A 15,668-nucleotide genomic window follows, 5' to 3' on the forward strand; every position below is an offset into this window, starting at 1 on the left:
CCGCATTGTCGGCCGAGTGCTCGGCCGGGGCGGTAGATCCCGTGGGCCGGACCCGACCGGGACGCCGAGCGGCGGCCGCATTCTCGATGCGGGTCCGCCTGGCGCCGGGACGGGATCTACCGCGCTGACTCATGCCGGTGGTCAGCCCTCGACGGCGAACCGCGGGAAGGCGAGCTCGCCGGCGTAGCGAGCGACGTCACCGAGGGACTCCTCGATGCGCAGCAGCTGGTTGTACTTGGCCACGCGCTCCGAGCGAGCGGGTGCACCGGTCTTGATCTGGCCGCTGCCGACGGCGACGGCGAGGTCGGCGATGGTGGTGTCCTCGGTCTCGCCGGACCGGTGGCTCATCATCGTCTTGTAGCCGTTGCGGTGCGCGAGGTCGACCGCGTCGAGCGTCTCGGTGAGGGTGCCGATCTGGTTGACCTTCACGAGCAGCGCATTCGCGGCACCCCGGACGATGCCGTCCTCGAGACGCTCGGGGTTGGTGACGAACAGGTCGTCGCCGACGAGCTGCAGCTGGTTGCCGAGCCGCTCGGTGAGGGCGACCCAGCCCTCCCAGTCGTCCTCGCTGAGGGGGTCCTCGACGGAGACGAGCGGGTAGGCGGCGAGAAGCTCCTCGTAGAAGTCGGCGAGCTCGTCAGCGGTGCGGTTCTTGCCTTCGAACGCGTAGCCGGTGCCCTCGGTGTAGAACTCGGTGGCGGCGACGTCGAGGGCCAGCGCGATGTCGCTGCCCAGCTTCAGGCCGGTCTTGCCGATGGCCTCGCTGATGAGATCGAGAGCCTGCTTCGTGCCGGCGACGTCGGGGGCGAAGCCGCCCTCGTCGCCGAGACCGGTGGCCAGGCCCTTGCTCTTGAGCACGGACTTGAGGGAGTGGTAGACCTCGGCACCCCAGCGGAGGGATTCCTTGAAGGTCGGGGCTCCGATCGGCGCGACCATGAACTCCTGCACATCGACACCCGTGTCGGCGTGGGCGCCACCGTTGAGGATGTTCATCATCGGGACCGGGAGGATGTGAGCGTTCGGTCCGCCGATGTAGCGGAAGAGCTCGAGTCCGGACGACTCCGCGCCGGCCTTCGCGACGGCGAGCGACGCGCCGAGGAGAGCGTTCGCGCCGAGACGGCCCTTGTCGGGGGTGCCGTCGGCGTCGAGAAGCGCCTGGTCGACGGTGCGCTGTTCGGTGGCGTCGAGGCCGATGATGGCCGGCCCGATCTCGGCGAGGACCGCCTCGACGGCCTTCTCGACGCCCTTGCCGAGGTACCGCTCGCCGCCGTCACGCAGCTCGACGGCCTCGTGCTCGCCGGTGGAGGCACCCGACGGCACTGCAGCGCGGGCGAAACTTCCGTCCTCGAGCAGCACCTCGACCTCGACCGTGGGGTTGCCACGGGAGTCGAGGATCTCGCGGGCTCCTACCTGCTCAATGATGGCCACTGGCTGATTCTCCTTCGATGGACTGTCACGCTGCGGTGTCTGCACGCTGGGGACAGCCTAACGGGCACGACCTGCACGTGAGGCACAGGCGCGCCTGTGGCGATCTCCCGGCTCCGGAGCAGGCGCGATCAGGGGCGTACCCCTACACCGTAGGCGGAAGCGCGGTCGCGCACGAGCATCATGTACTCGGTCGACCGGTTGTACGCCATGAGGGCACGCGTCCACCCTTCCGCGCCGGTCAGATCGCCCCCTCGGTCGCACAGATAGCGAGCCGCGCCGAGCGCGGCGTCGTCGATGTTGTCGGGATCGGCGATGCCGTCCCCGTTGGCGTCGACTCCCCACCGGCTCCACGTCTCGGGGATGAACTGCATGGGACCCATCGCCCGGTCGAGGACGGGGTCGCCGTCGAGGCGGCCACCGTCGGTGTCGCGGATCTCGGCAACCCCGGGACGGCCGTCCAGGGGGATGCCTCGGATCGGAGGGTTCGCGGTGCCATCGGGTGCGAGGGTCGCTCCTGCGTGCTGTCCGTGGCGGCTCTCGACGCTGCCGATACCGGCGAGCGTGGTCCAGGCGAGCCCGCACCCCGGGTCGTCGACGGCGATCACCGCGGCCGCGTTGCCGTAGGCCTCGAGAGCCGTGACCGGGATGCCCAGCCGGTCCGCCTGTGGTTCGGCCCAGTCGCGCAGGAGATCGGCGGTGCGGCCGGGCCCGTCGAGGGCGATCGCCGGGACGGGCGGCCCGGGTGCCGGCGGGACCCCCTCGGGGATCGGGATCTCCGGTTCCTCCGGTGCCCATACCGCGATCACCACCGCGACGAGTACTGCAGCGAGCATGGACCCGAGCAGGACACGAGCGAATGCGTTCGGGGCGGAGGAGGAAGCGGGCGCCATGACATCCATGATCCACGCCGGTCCCGCCGGGCCCGGACACGAGCGCGAGGCGCCACCACGGTCGTGCCCGGGCCGAAGAGGTCACGGAGCGTCGGAGGCGGGGGGCCCGCAGGGCGGATCGATCTGCCTCCGGCGGAGGATCTCCTCGAGTTCGGCCGCAGGTTTCGGTGTGCTCAGCAGGAATCCCTGCGCGCGGTGGCAGCCGAGTCCGAGCAGCGTCCGGGCAGCCGCCGCCGATTCGAGTCCCTCGGCGATGACGTCGAGCCCGAACGCGGAGGCCAGGCCGACGATCGATTCGACGATGACGCGGTCGCCCGGGCTGCGCTGGAGATTGAGTACGAACGCCTTGTCGATCTTGAGAGCGTGGACGGGAAGCGATTTGAGATGCGCGAGGGAGCTGTATCCCGTGCCGAAGTCGTCGATCGCACAGGACACCCCGAGCCTGTCCAGTTGCCGCAGGGTTGCGTGGGTCCGTTCGAGGTCGCTCACCACCACGTACTCGGTGATCTCCAGGCACAGCGACGAGTGGCCGAGCCCGAACTCCTCGAGGATGCCCTCCACCATGTCCACGAACTCGATGCTCACCAGCTGGGCCGGCGAGACGTTGACGCTCATGCGTAGATCGAGTCCGGGTGTCCGTCGCTGCCAATCCGCCAGCTGTGCACAGGCGGTCCGGAGCACCCAGCGGCCGAGCTCGCCGGCGAGGTTGGTCGCTTCGGCCACCTCGATGAATTCCGCCGGCTGCAGGCGGCCGAGCACCGGATGATCCCAGCGCACGAGGGCTTCGACGCCCAGGATGCGGCCGTTGCGCAGATCGAACTCGGGTTGGTATTCGAGCGTGAGGTGCTCGTCGTCGATCGAGTCCCGCAGGCTCAGTTCGATGATGGTGCGACGCTCGCTGGCGCCGTGCATGTCGTCGGTGTACGCCTCCACACCGTTTCCGCCCTTGCTCTTGGCCCGCATCATCGCCTCGTCGACCCGGCCGAGCAGCGCCACCGGTTCCACCCGGCCCGGTTCACCGACGGCGACGCCCAGGCTGGCGCCGCGACCCACCACCTGGCTACCGAGCTGTACGGACAATCCGACGACCCAGCGGAGTTCCTCCGCCCGTTCGCGCGCCTTCTCGAGCGTCAGCGGGCCGTCGAAGACGACGACGAACTCGTCACCACCGAGCCTCGCGACCATGTCCGCGGGATCGCACACCCGCGACAGGCGCCGCGCGGTCCGGCACAGGAAGGTGTCCACCGCGGTGTGCCCGAGGAAGTCGTTGAGGGGCTTGAGCCTGTCCAGATCGATGAACACGGCGGCCACCGGTCCGGGTTGCCCGGGTTGCAGTCGCCTGTCGAGATATTCCAGCAGGGCTCGTCTGCTGGCCAGGCCGGTGAGATCGTCGTGATAGGCCGCTTCCCGCAGTTCGCGTTCGGCACGGACACGCGCCTGCACCTGCGCCAGCATCGCCGCGATCATCGTGAGGGTGTAGATCTCGTCCTCGCCCCAGCAGCGGTCGCCGGCCTTGACGAAGCCCAGGGCGCCCGTGGTGATCTGCCCCGAGATCAGAGGAACCGCCACGACCGACACTGTGGGACCTCCCGAGCCGCCGACCGTGTCGGCATATCCGCTGCCCGTCCACTCGGTCTTGACGACCGCCGGTTCCCGCATCTTCTCGGTGAGCGCGAAGATCGGAGCCGCGTTACCGAAGAACACCACGCCCAGTGGATCCGGATCGGGAACGGACGACCGCGGTGGCCATTCCGCGACGAGAACGCTCGCGTGGATGTCGTGGTCGTTGTACCTCAGGAACGCCGCATCGACGTCGAAATACTCCACGAGTTCGCGCAGCACGATCTCCGTCACCCCGCGATGCGACACCGAATCCACCGGCATCAGTTGCCCCGCCACCGCCGCGACGAGACTTTCGAGACTCCCCAACCCCATGTCCGTCTCCCCCCTACGGCATCGATACTGCCGACGGGCACGACGATCCGTCGACGAATCCCCCGAAAACGACGGAGCGGCGCGCACTTCGTCGTGCGCGGTCGTCGGGCCGTACTCCGTCGCCATTCCCGCTCGTCCCTCGCTCGCCGGGTCCGTCCCCCTAGGCGGACACCGTCATGCTCGGGCACCGGGCAGGTGCGCCCCGCCGCCTCACGGCGGCCCCGCCAACGATATGTACAGACCGGTCGTACCTCGCGGATTCGTCACCGCTATGTCACCTCGATAGGACCGCTCGATCCGCTGTTCCTTCTCCGCCTTCTCCACCTGGGCCCAGCAGTCGGCGGCATCGCCACCGTTCTCGGGGACGACGTGCGCGAAGAAGCCTGCGGGGACCCGGAACAGCGAATCCCCCGGTAGCAGGTCGTCGAGGCCTTCGCAGCGGGTCCCCACGAGCGCCGTCCATCCCATCGCCGGATGGCAGACGTACAGGACGAGGACCTCCTGGACTCCGCGGGCACGGACGCGTTCCTGGGTGAACATCAGAAGGTCGGCCTTGTCGTCGCCGTCGTTCGGTTCCACACCGGGCAGAACGAGGCCTCCGACGTAGTGTTCGTCCAGCTTGACGATGTCGAACGGCATCAGGCACCGGCCTTGTCGGTTTCGGGAGCGGAGTCGGTTTCGAGAACGGACACGTAGAGATCGATCCGGAAGGCGTTGGGATAGAACTCGAAGTCGCCCACGAACGAGCGGACGATGCTGCCGGATTCCTCGGCGTCATGGACCTGACTCCACAGCTCCGCCACCACTTCGGGGAAATCACCCGTCGAACTGAACTTCGCGTAGGAGCCGGCAGGCAGCCACGCGACGAAATGACCGTCGGTGACCTCGTCGAGCGAGGTGCACTCGTAGCCGACCGTCTGCGTGTAGTACGCGCCGATCTCCTCGGCGTGGTCGGTGTACGCGGACGCCAGAGGACCACCGAGTTCGTCGTTGAGGACAGCGTGCCAGGCACGTTCGAGCGCGGGATCCCGTAAGCGGCCCACCGCTCTCTTCGGGCTGCGGACCGGCAGACCGGCTACGAGCGTCCGCTCGCGACGGACGATGACGAACGACATCGGGCGACCTCCGGAAGATTCCTGTCACCTCGGTACGCCCGACTCGAATCCGATAGCTGTGACTCCGAAAAGTCTAGAACCAGCAGCGCACACGTTCCAACCCGTGAATAAACAAATTTGTAGTTTGTTTAGACCCTATAGTTGCCGACTAGAAGTATGATTCCATCGTTCTTACATACCTTATGCAGCCGATAGGCCATCGACACCCATACGACGTCCGGGGGATCTCATCGATGAATTGCCGACTGTGCGCTTCCCCGAGGATGCGCAGCGTCCTCGACCTCGGCGTCCTGCCGTCGAGCGAGAGGTTCCTGTGCCCGGACGAACTCGATCTGCCCGAAATCGGATACCCGCTGCATCTGCGCCTGTGCGAGGACTGCCTGCTCCTGCAGGTGCCGGAATCCGCTCTCCACACCGTCCCCGCCGACCGGCCGCCGCCCGTCGCTCGCAGCAAGCGGGGAGCCGAAGCCCGCGACTTCCTGGACCGGGCCATCGGCCGCCTCGGTCTCGGGTCCTACTCCCAGATCGTGCAGGTCTCGAGCCACGACGGATATCTGCTGCGTCACGCCGTCGAAGCCGGCATCCCCTGCCTGGGAGTCGAGGCCTCGGCACGCGCGGGAACGACCGCCCGCGGACTCGGCGTACCCACCGTCACGGCATTCTTCGACGAGGCGGTCGCCGAGGATCTCTACCGGGAGTACGGGCCGGCCGACCTCGTCGTCGCCGACCACATCTTCTCCCAGGTCCAGGACATCCACTCCTTCGTTCGCGGACTGCGCACCCTGGTAGCCGACCACGGCACGATCTCGCTCGAAATACACAACGCTCTTCATCTGGTGCGCGACAAGCGATTCGACAGCATCGACCACGGCCGGCTCCAGTACTTCACCGTCCTGACCGCGATGCGCGCGCTCGCCGGGGGCGGCCTGATGGTCGTCGACGTCGAACCGGTCGACACCGCCGGCGGAACACTCCGGATCTGGGCCCGCCCCGAGGAGACCGCACCCGCGCAGGGTCCGCGCGTCGAGGACGCACTCGCAGAGGAGCGCAATTCCGGTATACATTCCGCGGCCGGTTATTCCGTCCTCGAGAACCACGCCCGAGCGACCCGCGCCGCCACTCTCCGACTCCTCCTCGACTACCGCGACCGCGATCTGTCGGTGATCGGCTACGGCGCAGAGGGATACAGCACCGTCCTCAACTACTGCGGCATCCGGCCCGACCTGATGAGATACACGATCGACACCGATCCGCTGCGCCAGGGCACCTACACCCCCGGCACGCGTGTACCCGTGCGCGCGCCCGAGCAACTCCACGAGGACCACCCCGATGTCGTGATGGTCCTGCCCTGGAGTCACCCACCGGATCCCATCGAGCATCTGCAGTACATCGACTCGTGGGGCGGGCGACTCGTCTTTCCCCCACCCACCGCACCGGGAGCGTGACGACATGAGCAGGAACGAGCACCGAGCGCATCCCCCGGCCATCCGCCCGCACCACGACACGAACGGACTCATCATGTCTTCCAGCCACGTGGGGGCCTCCCCCGACGCGACCCCTTCCGACACCGCTCCCGCGCCGGACGCCTCGATGTCCCGGCTCCCCCGACGCGGTCACGTCTCTCCCCTGGTGAAACCGACCGCCAGCCTGGTCATTCCGGTCCGGAACGAGGCCAGGAACATCGCGTGGGTACTCGGGCAGATACCCGAGGAGATCACCGAGATCATCATCGTCGACGGCGCCTCCACCGACGTGACGATTCTGACGGCCCGGAGCGTACGGCCGGACATCCGCGTCGTACAGCAGGAAGGCGTCGGCAAGGGCAGCGCGCTACGGACGGGTTTCCTCGCGGCCGAGGGCGACCTGATCGTCATGATGGACGCGGACGGAAGTATGGCACCGCAGGAGATCCCGCACTATCTCCATTTCCTCAACAACGGTTACGACTTCGTCAAAGGATCCCGCTTCGTCGCCGGTGGTGGATCCCTCGACATCACCCGACTCCGGACTCTCGGAAACCGTTTCCTCCTCGGCGTTTTCAATTCGCTCTACGATACCCACCTCACCGACCTGTGCTACGGATTCTGCGCGTTCCACCGTCGCTATCTCGACCATCTGAAGCTGTCGGCGACGGGTTTCGAGATCGAGGCGGAGATGGTCGCCGCGGCGATGCGAGCGGGTCTGCGGATCGCGGAGGTACCGAGCATGGAGATGCCCCGCCGTAGCGGAAAGTCCAACCTGCGCGCGGTGCGCGACGGAACGCGGGTGCTGCAGGCGGTGCTCGATGCCCACAGCAGCGAGAAGTCCGGCCTGCTGGCGCGGGTGGCCCATCCGCGCCGACGCACCGCGCCGCCGGCCACCTCCCGCGCACTGGGGCCGGCGTGAGAGCCACCTCGCGCACGGGGGCGGCGTCTGCTGCGGAACGCCCCGCAGCCGCCCGGATGATCACCCTCGAAGACCTGCCGGTACCGCGGACCGACGTCGAGTTGAGTTCACCCCCACAGGTTCTCGATCTCGTCGGCGACCGTACGTCCTCGACGAAGATCATGGCTCTGGTGCGTCTGCACGGACACCCGGTGGGGCTGGTCGTGCTCGACGGCAGGCACGGCCTGCACTGGCACGACCATCGTGATGCCGTGTGGTCCGCCGTCGGCGAGGGGGTGAACACGCATCTCTCGTCCGACGGTCTCTCCGCGGTGTCCCGCCCGGAGGCACTGTGCTCGTCCACCGCCGGCGCCGACGCGACGCCCCGATGCCGGATCGTCCGCGACGAGACACTCGAACACGCTCCGTTCGTCACCGTCGTCGTGGCGACGAGGGACCGGACCGACAGCGCCCGTATCTGCCTGGACGCCCTCACGGCGATGGACTATCCCGCCTTCGAGGTACTCGTCGTCGACAACGACCCGCCCGACGACGAGACCGCGCGGATGGTCGCCTCCTACGGCGATCCCCGCGTACGGTATCTCCGCGAGGACCGTCGGGGTCTGTCCTCGGCGCACAATTGCGGTCTCGACGCCGCACGCGGCCCGATCATCGCGTTCGTCGACGACGATGTCGTCGTCGACCGGCACTGGCTCACCGCTGTCGCCGAGGCCTTCGCGTCCACCGACGGCGTCGGATGCGTGACCGGGTTGATTCTTCCGGCCCAGCTCGAGACCCCCGCCCAGCTTCTGCTCGAACAGCACGGCGGATTCGACAAGGGCTTCGAGATGCGCGTCTTCGACCGCCGTGAGCGTTCCTCCGACCCTCTCTTCCCCTTCACGGCAGGGCAATTCGGATCCGGGGCGAACATGGCGTTCGACACCGCCATCCTGCGGGAACTCGGCGGATTCGATCCCGCCATCGGCGCCGGTACGTTCGCGCGCGGCGGCGACGACCTCGCCGGGTTCTTCCGTGTCGTCACCGCCGGGCACAGGCTGGTCTACCAGCCCGGAGCCGTCGTCTGGCACCGGCATCACCGTGACATGAGCGCGCTGCGCAATCAGGCCTACGGATACGGCGTCGGACTCGGGGCGTTCGTCGCCAGTTCGATCGCCCGTGACCCCAGGGCACTGTTCGGCTTGCTCCGCCGCCTGCCACGCGCCGCGGACCGCATCCTGCGCACCTCGTCGGAACACAACCGTGCCCGCTACGACAAGCTGCCCGGCGGCCTGGCGACTCTCGAGCGACGCGGCGTGTTGTTCGGCCCTGCCGCCTATCTGGTGAGCCGCTGGCGGACACGCGGCCAGGACGGCCGGCGAGCGGTCACAGGGACGAGAGGTGGCCGGTGAACGACATCTCGTCCGGACGGCGGATGGTCACGGCCTTCCACGTCCCTCTCCCCGGATTCGCCGTGCCCCGCTCCTTCCTCCGAGATCTGCAGAATCCGTTGCTGCGCAACGGGATGCTCTTGACGCTCAGCGCGGTGCTGTCCGCGGCCATCGGATTCGTGTACTGGGCGATCGTCGCCCGTTACTACGACGCGGCGACCGTGGGTACGAACTCGGCCGCGATCTCCATGGCCATGCTCACGGCGGCGATCGCACAGCTGAATCTTGCGGGGGCGATGTCGCGGTTCGTCCCGGCCGCAGGTCGCAGCACCCGGCGTCTGGTGGGTGGGGCATATCTCGTGACCCTCACGACCGCACTCGTGGTCGCGGTGGTCACGGTAGTGCTCGTCCCGATCGTCTCACCGGAGACCTCGTTCCTCGATCATCCCGGCACCCAGTTGCTCTTCGTCGTCGGCACGGTCGGATCCGCCCTGTTCGTGCTGCAGGACGGCGTGCTGACCGGACTCCGGCGCGCGGCCCTGGTCCCGGTGGAGAACGTCACTGTCGCCGTGGTCAAGATCGGCATGGTCGTGGCGTTCGCCGCGCTGGTCCCGGCGACGGGCATCTTCCTGTCGTGGACGGCCTCGCTTCTGTTGTCCGTACCGATCCTGGCCGGGTACATCTTCTTCCGGGCGATCCCCCGGCACGCCGCCGCGGCCGACGGCACCGAACAACTCCCGCCGATCGGGCAGCTCTCCCGATTCGTGACGGTGGACTACATCGGGGCCGTGTGTTCGATCGGTGCCACCGCCCTCATGCCGATCCTGGTTCTCTGGCAGCTCGGCTCCGTCGAGACCGCCTATTTCTCCATCGCCTGGGCGATCGCGAACGCCCTGCACCTGATCAACGTCAATCTCGGGATGTCGCTCGTCGTCGAGACCGCCTCCGATCAGTCGCACTTCGCGCGCAAGGCCCGCCAGGTGATGGTCCACAGCGCCCGCCTGGTGATCCCCGCCGTGATCGGTCTGCTCGTGTTCGCGCCGCTCGTCCTCCACATCTTCGGCGCCGAGTATCGGGCCGGCGACGAGGTACTCCGGTTGCTGGCTCTGGCGGCCGTCCCCAACATCGTGGTCGCCACCGCGATCAGTTCCGCCCGGGCACATCGCAGGCTGCGACTGCTGCTGTCGATCCAGATCACCAACATGGTCCTCACTCTCGGCCTGGCCGCGATCCTGCTGGAACCGTTCGGACTGGCCGGCGCGGGTATCGCTTTCCTGACGAGCCAGACGACCATCGCCCTGGCCCTCGTATTCCGTCGCGACCTGTGGTTGAACGTCGACGCCGCGCACCTTCACCGGCCGCGTGCCCGCCACAACCCCCTCGTGCGAGCACTTCCCGAATCGGCCGTCCGCGCGGGCGCCGCGGTCCGCAGGTCCCGGCTCGCGGAACGAGTGTCACGTCGACTCGCCTCGCTCGCCGGACTCCGGCGCCCCCGTACCACACGATCGCGGGGCAGCGAGGAAGACCCGAGCGGCCTGACGGCGGAGTGGCCGTACCGCTGGTCCGTCCCGACCGAGACCGACCTCCGGGTCGAGTTCCTGGGCCGGACGCCTCATCGTGCCGACGCCGTCCTCAAGACCGCACGTACCGAGCCTGCCGCTGCGGACCTCCGGGCACAGCGTGCCGTCCTCGCCGAGTTGCACTGCGACCACCGGCTCCGGGGATGGCAGGACCGCCTACCGCAGATCCTGTCCTTCCACACCGACGCCACCACCACCTCCTCGGTCGAGACGTTCCTGCCCGACAGGGATCTGGCGGCCGTGGTCGCGGGCGATCCGGGCCTCCGCGACCGCGCGATCACCACCGCGATCTCCACGATCGACGAGATGCACACCGCCACCGGAGAACTCGTGGTGGTCGACGACGACGCCCTGGCCGTGTGGGTGGACGAGCCGTTGCGTGAGGTGTCCGAGATGTGCCGCGTGCACTCACCTTCCTACCTGCCGGTGACGGAGGAACTCGGATCCTTCCTGCGCCGAGTGCTCGACGGACGGGTGATGACGGTCGGCTGGACACACGGCGACTTCCATCCCGGGAACGTGCGTGTGACCGAGGGCGGCGCCGTCCGCGGCATCGTGGACTGGGGCGGAGCGCGCCGCGACCTGCCGGTCGTACTCGACGACTGTTTCATGCTGCTGACCTCCTCCGCCCTCGCCGAACGCGGCGAGTTCGGTGACGTCGTCGGTCGCCGGCTGCGCGCCGGCGGGCTCACCGAGGCCGAACGCGGGATCCGCGCCGCCGCACACGAGGCCCGTCCCGATCCGCTGCGGGGTGAGGAGCCCCGCGACGAAGCGCTGATCCTGCTCGTCTGGATCCATCACGTCGCCGGTCTCTGCCGTACGAACACCGGGCACCGCGACGATCGGATCTGGTGGATTCTGAACGGCCTGCCCGTGATGCGCGCACTCCGCGAGATCGGTACCGACCTCGAGGACACCGCCCCGGACGGCACCGATTCCGTCGACCTCGTGACGGCAGCGCCCACCGTGACGGCAGCGCCCACTTCCCGCCTCGAGCAGACGATCACCGCCTCCGTGGTGATCTGCGCCTATACCGACCGTCGCTGGGACTCGCTCTCGCGCGCCGTCGACTCCGTCCGGGCACAGATCCGGTCCGTCGACGAGATCATCGTCGTCATCGACCACAACGAGCCGCTGCTCACCCGTGCGCGGCACCATCTGCACGGCGTCACGGTGATTCCCAACGTCTACGAGGCCGGACTGTCCGGCGCCCGCAACACCGGCGTGGCGTCGGCCACCGGCGAGATCGTGGTGTTCCTCGACGACGACGCTGCCGCGGAAGACGGTTGGCTCGACCGGATGACGGCTCCCTACTCCGATCCCGACGTCCTGGGGGTCGGAGGGTGGGTGGCGGCCGACTGGGCGGTGGCGCGCCCGAGCTGGTTCCCTCCGGAGTTCGACTGGGTGGTCGGCTGCAGTTACCGGGGCCTGCCCACCGAGCGCGCACAGGTCCGGAACATGATCGGCGCGAGCATGTCGCTGCGCCGGGAACCGGTGGTCGCGGCCGGAGGGTTCGCCACCGAACTGGGCCGAATCGGCACCCGGCCACTCGGATGCGAGGAGACCGAGCTGTGCATCCGTCTCGCCGAGAGCCGCCCGGGCGGGGTACACATCCACGAACCGTCCGCGCGTGTGCGCCACAGCGTCAGCGAGGACCGCGCGACCTGGTCGTACTTCCGATCCCGCTGTTACGCCGAAGGCCTGTCGAAGGCCGCGGTGAGCGCGCGCACGGGAGCCGGCCGGGCGTTGTCCAGTGAACAGCGCTATCTGACCTCCACGATCCCGAAGGGGGTGGCGCGTGAACTCCGAGGGGTGGCGCGTGGCCGGTTCTCCGGTATCGGCGCTGCCCTGGCGATGATCGCCGGCGTGGCGACCACCACGGCGGGCTATGCGGTCGGCCGCACGGCGGGAATGCTCCGCACCACATCCACTGCCCAGCAACGCACTCCGCGGAAGTTCCGGTGGCATCCCGCCTACGGCGTCCTGATCGCCGCAGCGCTGTGGCTGGTCTCCCTGCCTCGCATCGACACCGGGAGGATGGGCGACTACGGATTGCTGCCCCTGCTCCCCGCCACCTTCTGGGCGGCGCTCGCGGTCCTGCTGGTGAACTTCGGCCTGTCGATCCGCCGGGCGGCGACGCCGACCTGGGTGTACGCGGCCCACGTTCTCGTGCTGATCGCCGTCCTCCACGCCACGCCCACGCTCGTCTACGAGACGCTGCGGTATTCCTGGGCGTGGAAGCACGTCGGCATCGTGGACTTCTTCCTGCGCCACGGCGCCATCGATCCCGGTCTCGGCGAATTGTCGGCGTATCAGTTCTGGCCTGCCTTCTTCAACGCCAACGCGACCCTCGTCCGAGCGGGCGGACTCGATTCGGCTCTCGGTTACGCCGCGTGGGCCCCGCCCTTCTTCAATCTGCTGCTCCTCGGCCCCCTGTTCCTGATCTTCCGGACGTTCACCGAGGACAGGCGGCTGATCTGGACGGCACTCGTCGTCTTCTATCTCGGCGCCTGGGTCGGCCAGGACTACTTCGCGCCGCAGGCGGTCGCTTTCTTCCTCTACCTGACGGTTCTCGCCCTGGTCCTGCGTTACCAGCGCCCCGAGGTCCCGGCCGCGATCCGCCGGCCGATCGCCGCATTCGCCGTCGTCCCGCTCATGGCCGCGATGGTGCCCACACATCAGCTGACCCCCTTGATGATGGTCGGTGCACTCGGGTTGCTCGCCGTCTTCCGTGTCCGGAAGACGGCGGTGCTCACACTCGTGATGCTCGGGATGACACTCGCCTGGGACATCGTCATCGCCGGCCCGTGGCTCGCCGCCGATATCGCCGGCATGTTCGAGGCCCTCGGAGATGCGAGCGGTAATGCCGGATCGGGATTCGTCGATCTGGATGCGGGAAGCCGCAGCCAGATGGTTGTCGCCCAGGCCGATCGAGCCCTCTCGGCGGGCATCTGGCTTCTGGCCGTGACCGGTCTCGTCCGGCGTCTCCGGAGACAGCGAGGATCGTTCGGGCGCCGGGAGCTGGCTCTGCCGTTGCTCGCCGTCGCTCCGCTGCCGTTGATCGTGAGCAACGACTACGGCGGAGAGATGATCTTCCGTGTCTACCTGCTCGGGCTGCCCTTCGTCGCCTTCTACGCGGCGGCCGCGTTCTTCCCGGACCGTCTCGCCGGCCGGATCGGCCGCAGCCCGAGAAGCCGCGTGCGGCCGGCCGTTCTCCCGGTGGTTCTGGTGCTCCTCGTGACGGGCTTCGCCTTCGGCTACTACGGCAAGGAGCAGACCGCCCATTTCACCGCCGACGAAAAGGCCGCTTCCGAGTTCCTCTACGGCGTGGCTCCACGCGGTTCGCTCGTGGTCGGGGCGTCGAGTGGATTCCCATGGGCCTTCGAGAACTTCGAGTTCTACGACCACATGTGGTTCGCGAGCTTCGAAGTCCAGGACCGCGAGGAGATCCTGGCCGATCCGGCGGACACGCTCGCCGACATGATGAATCCGGTCGACCACCATCACGCCTACCTGATCATCACCCGCAGTCAGCAGGAAGGCATGGTGCTGTCCGGTGATCTGCCCGACGACGCACTGCCGAACATCGAGACGACGCTGGCGGATTCGCCGCGATTCACACTCGTCTATCGCAACCCCGACGCCGTCATCTTCACGCTGACCCAACCCCGGCCGGAGGACTCATGAAGCACCGCATCGAGCCCGGGCCCGCGCCCCTTTCGGAACGGCTCTCGGCGCTCGCACGCCGTGCCCGGAAGGTGTCGCCGGCACTGTGGATCATCGCCCTGTCGGGATGCCTCGCCCTAGTGTGTACGGCGACCGTCGATCCCGGTTCGGCCTGGACCGTGGTGCGCGCGATCGTCGTGTTCTCTTTCGTCCTGTTCGCACCGGGCTGGGCTGTCGTACTGCATCTTCCGTTGCAGTACGCGCTCGAGAAGGTGGTGACGGCGGTAGGGCTGAGCATCTTCTCGCTCCTGCTCGTCTCCGTGGGTTTCACCCTCGCGCACAACCCCTCGACCGAGGCGCGCCTGGTGACACTGGCGGCACTGACGACCCTCGTGTCCACCGCGGCCGCGTACCGGCAGATCCGGACATCGGCACCGCAGGAGGTGGTGCTGCGATGACCGTCGTTCCGATTCTGCTCTACCACTCGGTCTCGTCCGATCCGGCGTCGTGGATCGCGCCCTACACCGTCACTCCGGAGACCTTCCGGACACACGTCGAAGCGATGCTGGCGAGCGAACGCACGCCCATGACGGTCAGCGAGTTCGTCGCGGCGGCGAACGGATATCGCGTTCTTCCCGAACGGCCGCTGATCGTGACCTTCGACGACGGCTTCGAGGACTTCCTGTCCGCGGCGGGCGTCCTGTCGTCGGCACGCCTTTCCAGCACCCTCTACGTCACCACCGGAGCGCTGCGCGGACGGCCGCCCACCTCGCTGCACATCCCTCCCGCACCGATGCTGTCCTGGTCCCAGCTGACCGACCTGCACGAATTCGGTGTCGAGATCGGCGCTCACACGCATACCCACCCGCAGCTCGACATCCTGCCCCCTCCGGCCGTGGCCGACGAGATCCGCCGCAGCAAAGGGCTTCTCGAAGAGCATCTGGGCAGGTCGGTCCCCAGCTTCGCGTATCCCCACGGATTCCACTCCGCACGGGTGCGCACCGCGGTCGCACGAGCGGGCCACAATTCCGCCTGCGCCGTGGGCAACGCGCTCAGTTCCACGACGGATCGTTCACTGAGCCTCGCACGGCTCACCGTCCGCTCCGACACCAGCGCGGCCGATCTCTCCCGATGGCTGTCCGGGCGCGGCGCACCGATCGCGCCTTTTCCCGAGCGGTGGCGGACGGGTCTGTGGCGCACCTACCGGCGTCTCCGCGGCACTCGATCCTCGCGCGGAGTTCTCCTCCACCAACCCGGCGAGCCGTCACCGCCCGCCGTGTCCCAGAACAGGAGTCGATGACC

Annotated in this window: 11 protein-coding genes; 6 read left to right on the forward strand and 5 right to left on the reverse strand. The window is 68.2% G+C overall.

What is annotated here, in order from left to right; all coding sequences use genetic code 11:
• Positions 1-141: 141 nt before the first annotated feature.
• From eno to MOM01_RS10645, 5 genes are all read right to left on the reverse strand, one after another.
• Positions 142-1,428 (reverse strand): phosphopyruvate hydratase, encoded by a 1,287-nt coding sequence (gene eno, locus MOM01_RS10625; protein WP_241385385.1) that lies wholly within the window; start codon positions 1,426-1,428, stop codon positions 142-144.
• A gap of 128 nt (positions 1,429-1,556) precedes the next feature.
• A complete protein-coding gene (locus MOM01_RS10630; RefSeq protein WP_241385386.1) occupies positions 1,557-2,318 on the reverse strand; it encodes a lytic transglycosylase domain-containing protein in 762 nt (253 codons plus the stop codon).
• Positions 2,319-2,399: 81 nt separating this feature from the next.
• On the reverse strand, positions 2,400-4,253 hold the full coding sequence (locus MOM01_RS10635; RefSeq protein ID WP_241385387.1) for a putative bifunctional diguanylate cyclase/phosphodiesterase: 1,854 nt from the start codon (positions 4,251-4,253) through the stop codon (positions 2,400-2,402).
• Between the two features lie 210 nt (positions 4,254-4,463).
• Positions 4,464-4,892 (reverse strand): hypothetical protein, encoded by a 429-nt coding sequence (locus MOM01_RS10640; RefSeq protein ID WP_241385388.1) that lies wholly within the window; start codon positions 4,890-4,892, stop codon positions 4,464-4,466.
• Positions 4,892-5,368 (reverse strand): GyrI-like domain-containing protein, encoded by a 477-nt coding sequence (locus MOM01_RS10645; RefSeq protein ID WP_241385389.1) that lies wholly within the window; start codon positions 5,366-5,368, stop codon positions 4,892-4,894. The genes MOM01_RS10640 and MOM01_RS10645 overlap by 1 nt, the downstream gene beginning before the upstream one ends.
• Positions 5,369-5,601: 233 nt before the next feature.
• Here MOM01_RS10645 and MOM01_RS10650 point away from each other — a divergent pair, with 233 nt between their 5' ends.
• The 6 genes from MOM01_RS10650 to MOM01_RS10675 all read left to right on the forward strand — a co-directional run bounded on the left by MOM01_RS10650 (position 5,602) and on the right by MOM01_RS10675 (position 15,666).
• Positions 5,602-6,813, forward strand: coding sequence for a class I SAM-dependent methyltransferase (locus MOM01_RS10650; protein ID WP_241385390.1), 1,212 nt, complete (start codon positions 5,602-5,604; stop codon positions 6,811-6,813).
• A 145-nt stretch (positions 6,814-6,958) separates the two neighbouring features.
• Positions 6,959-7,753 carry a glycosyltransferase family 2 protein gene (locus MOM01_RS10655; protein WP_241385504.1) on the forward strand — a complete coding sequence of 265 codons (795 nt, stop codon included), beginning with the start codon at positions 6,959-6,961 and terminating at the stop codon, positions 7,751-7,753.
• Positions 7,750-9,141 carry a glycosyltransferase gene (locus MOM01_RS10660; protein WP_241385391.1) on the forward strand — a complete coding sequence of 464 codons (1,392 nt, stop codon included), beginning with the start codon at positions 7,750-7,752 and terminating at the stop codon, positions 9,139-9,141. The genes MOM01_RS10655 and MOM01_RS10660 overlap by 4 nt, the downstream gene beginning before the upstream one ends.
• Positions 9,138-14,387 carry a glycosyltransferase gene (locus tag MOM01_RS10665; protein ID WP_241385392.1) on the forward strand — a complete coding sequence of 1,750 codons (5,250 nt, stop codon included), beginning with the start codon at positions 9,138-9,140 and terminating at the stop codon, positions 14,385-14,387. The genes MOM01_RS10660 and MOM01_RS10665 overlap by 4 nt, the downstream gene beginning before the upstream one ends.
• Positions 14,384-14,824: a DUF1616 domain-containing protein gene (locus MOM01_RS10670; protein WP_241385393.1), complete on the forward strand. Its 441-nt coding sequence runs from the start codon at positions 14,384-14,386 to the stop codon at positions 14,822-14,824. The genes MOM01_RS10665 and MOM01_RS10670 overlap by 4 nt, the downstream gene beginning before the upstream one ends.
• The gene (locus MOM01_RS10675) at positions 14,821-15,666 is read left to right on the forward strand and encodes a polysaccharide deacetylase family protein (protein WP_241385394.1); all 846 of its coding nucleotides are present in this window, start codon (positions 14,821-14,823) and stop codon (positions 15,664-15,666) included. Before MOM01_RS10670 ends, MOM01_RS10675 begins: the two co-directional genes overlap by 4 nt.
• Positions 15,667-15,668: the final 2 nt, after the last annotated feature.

The sequence above is a fragment of the Rhodococcus sp. CH91 genome, from assembly GCF_022554085.1.
In the GTDB taxonomy this organism is placed as follows: domain Bacteria; phylum Actinomycetota; class Actinomycetes; order Mycobacteriales; family Mycobacteriaceae; genus Rhodococcus.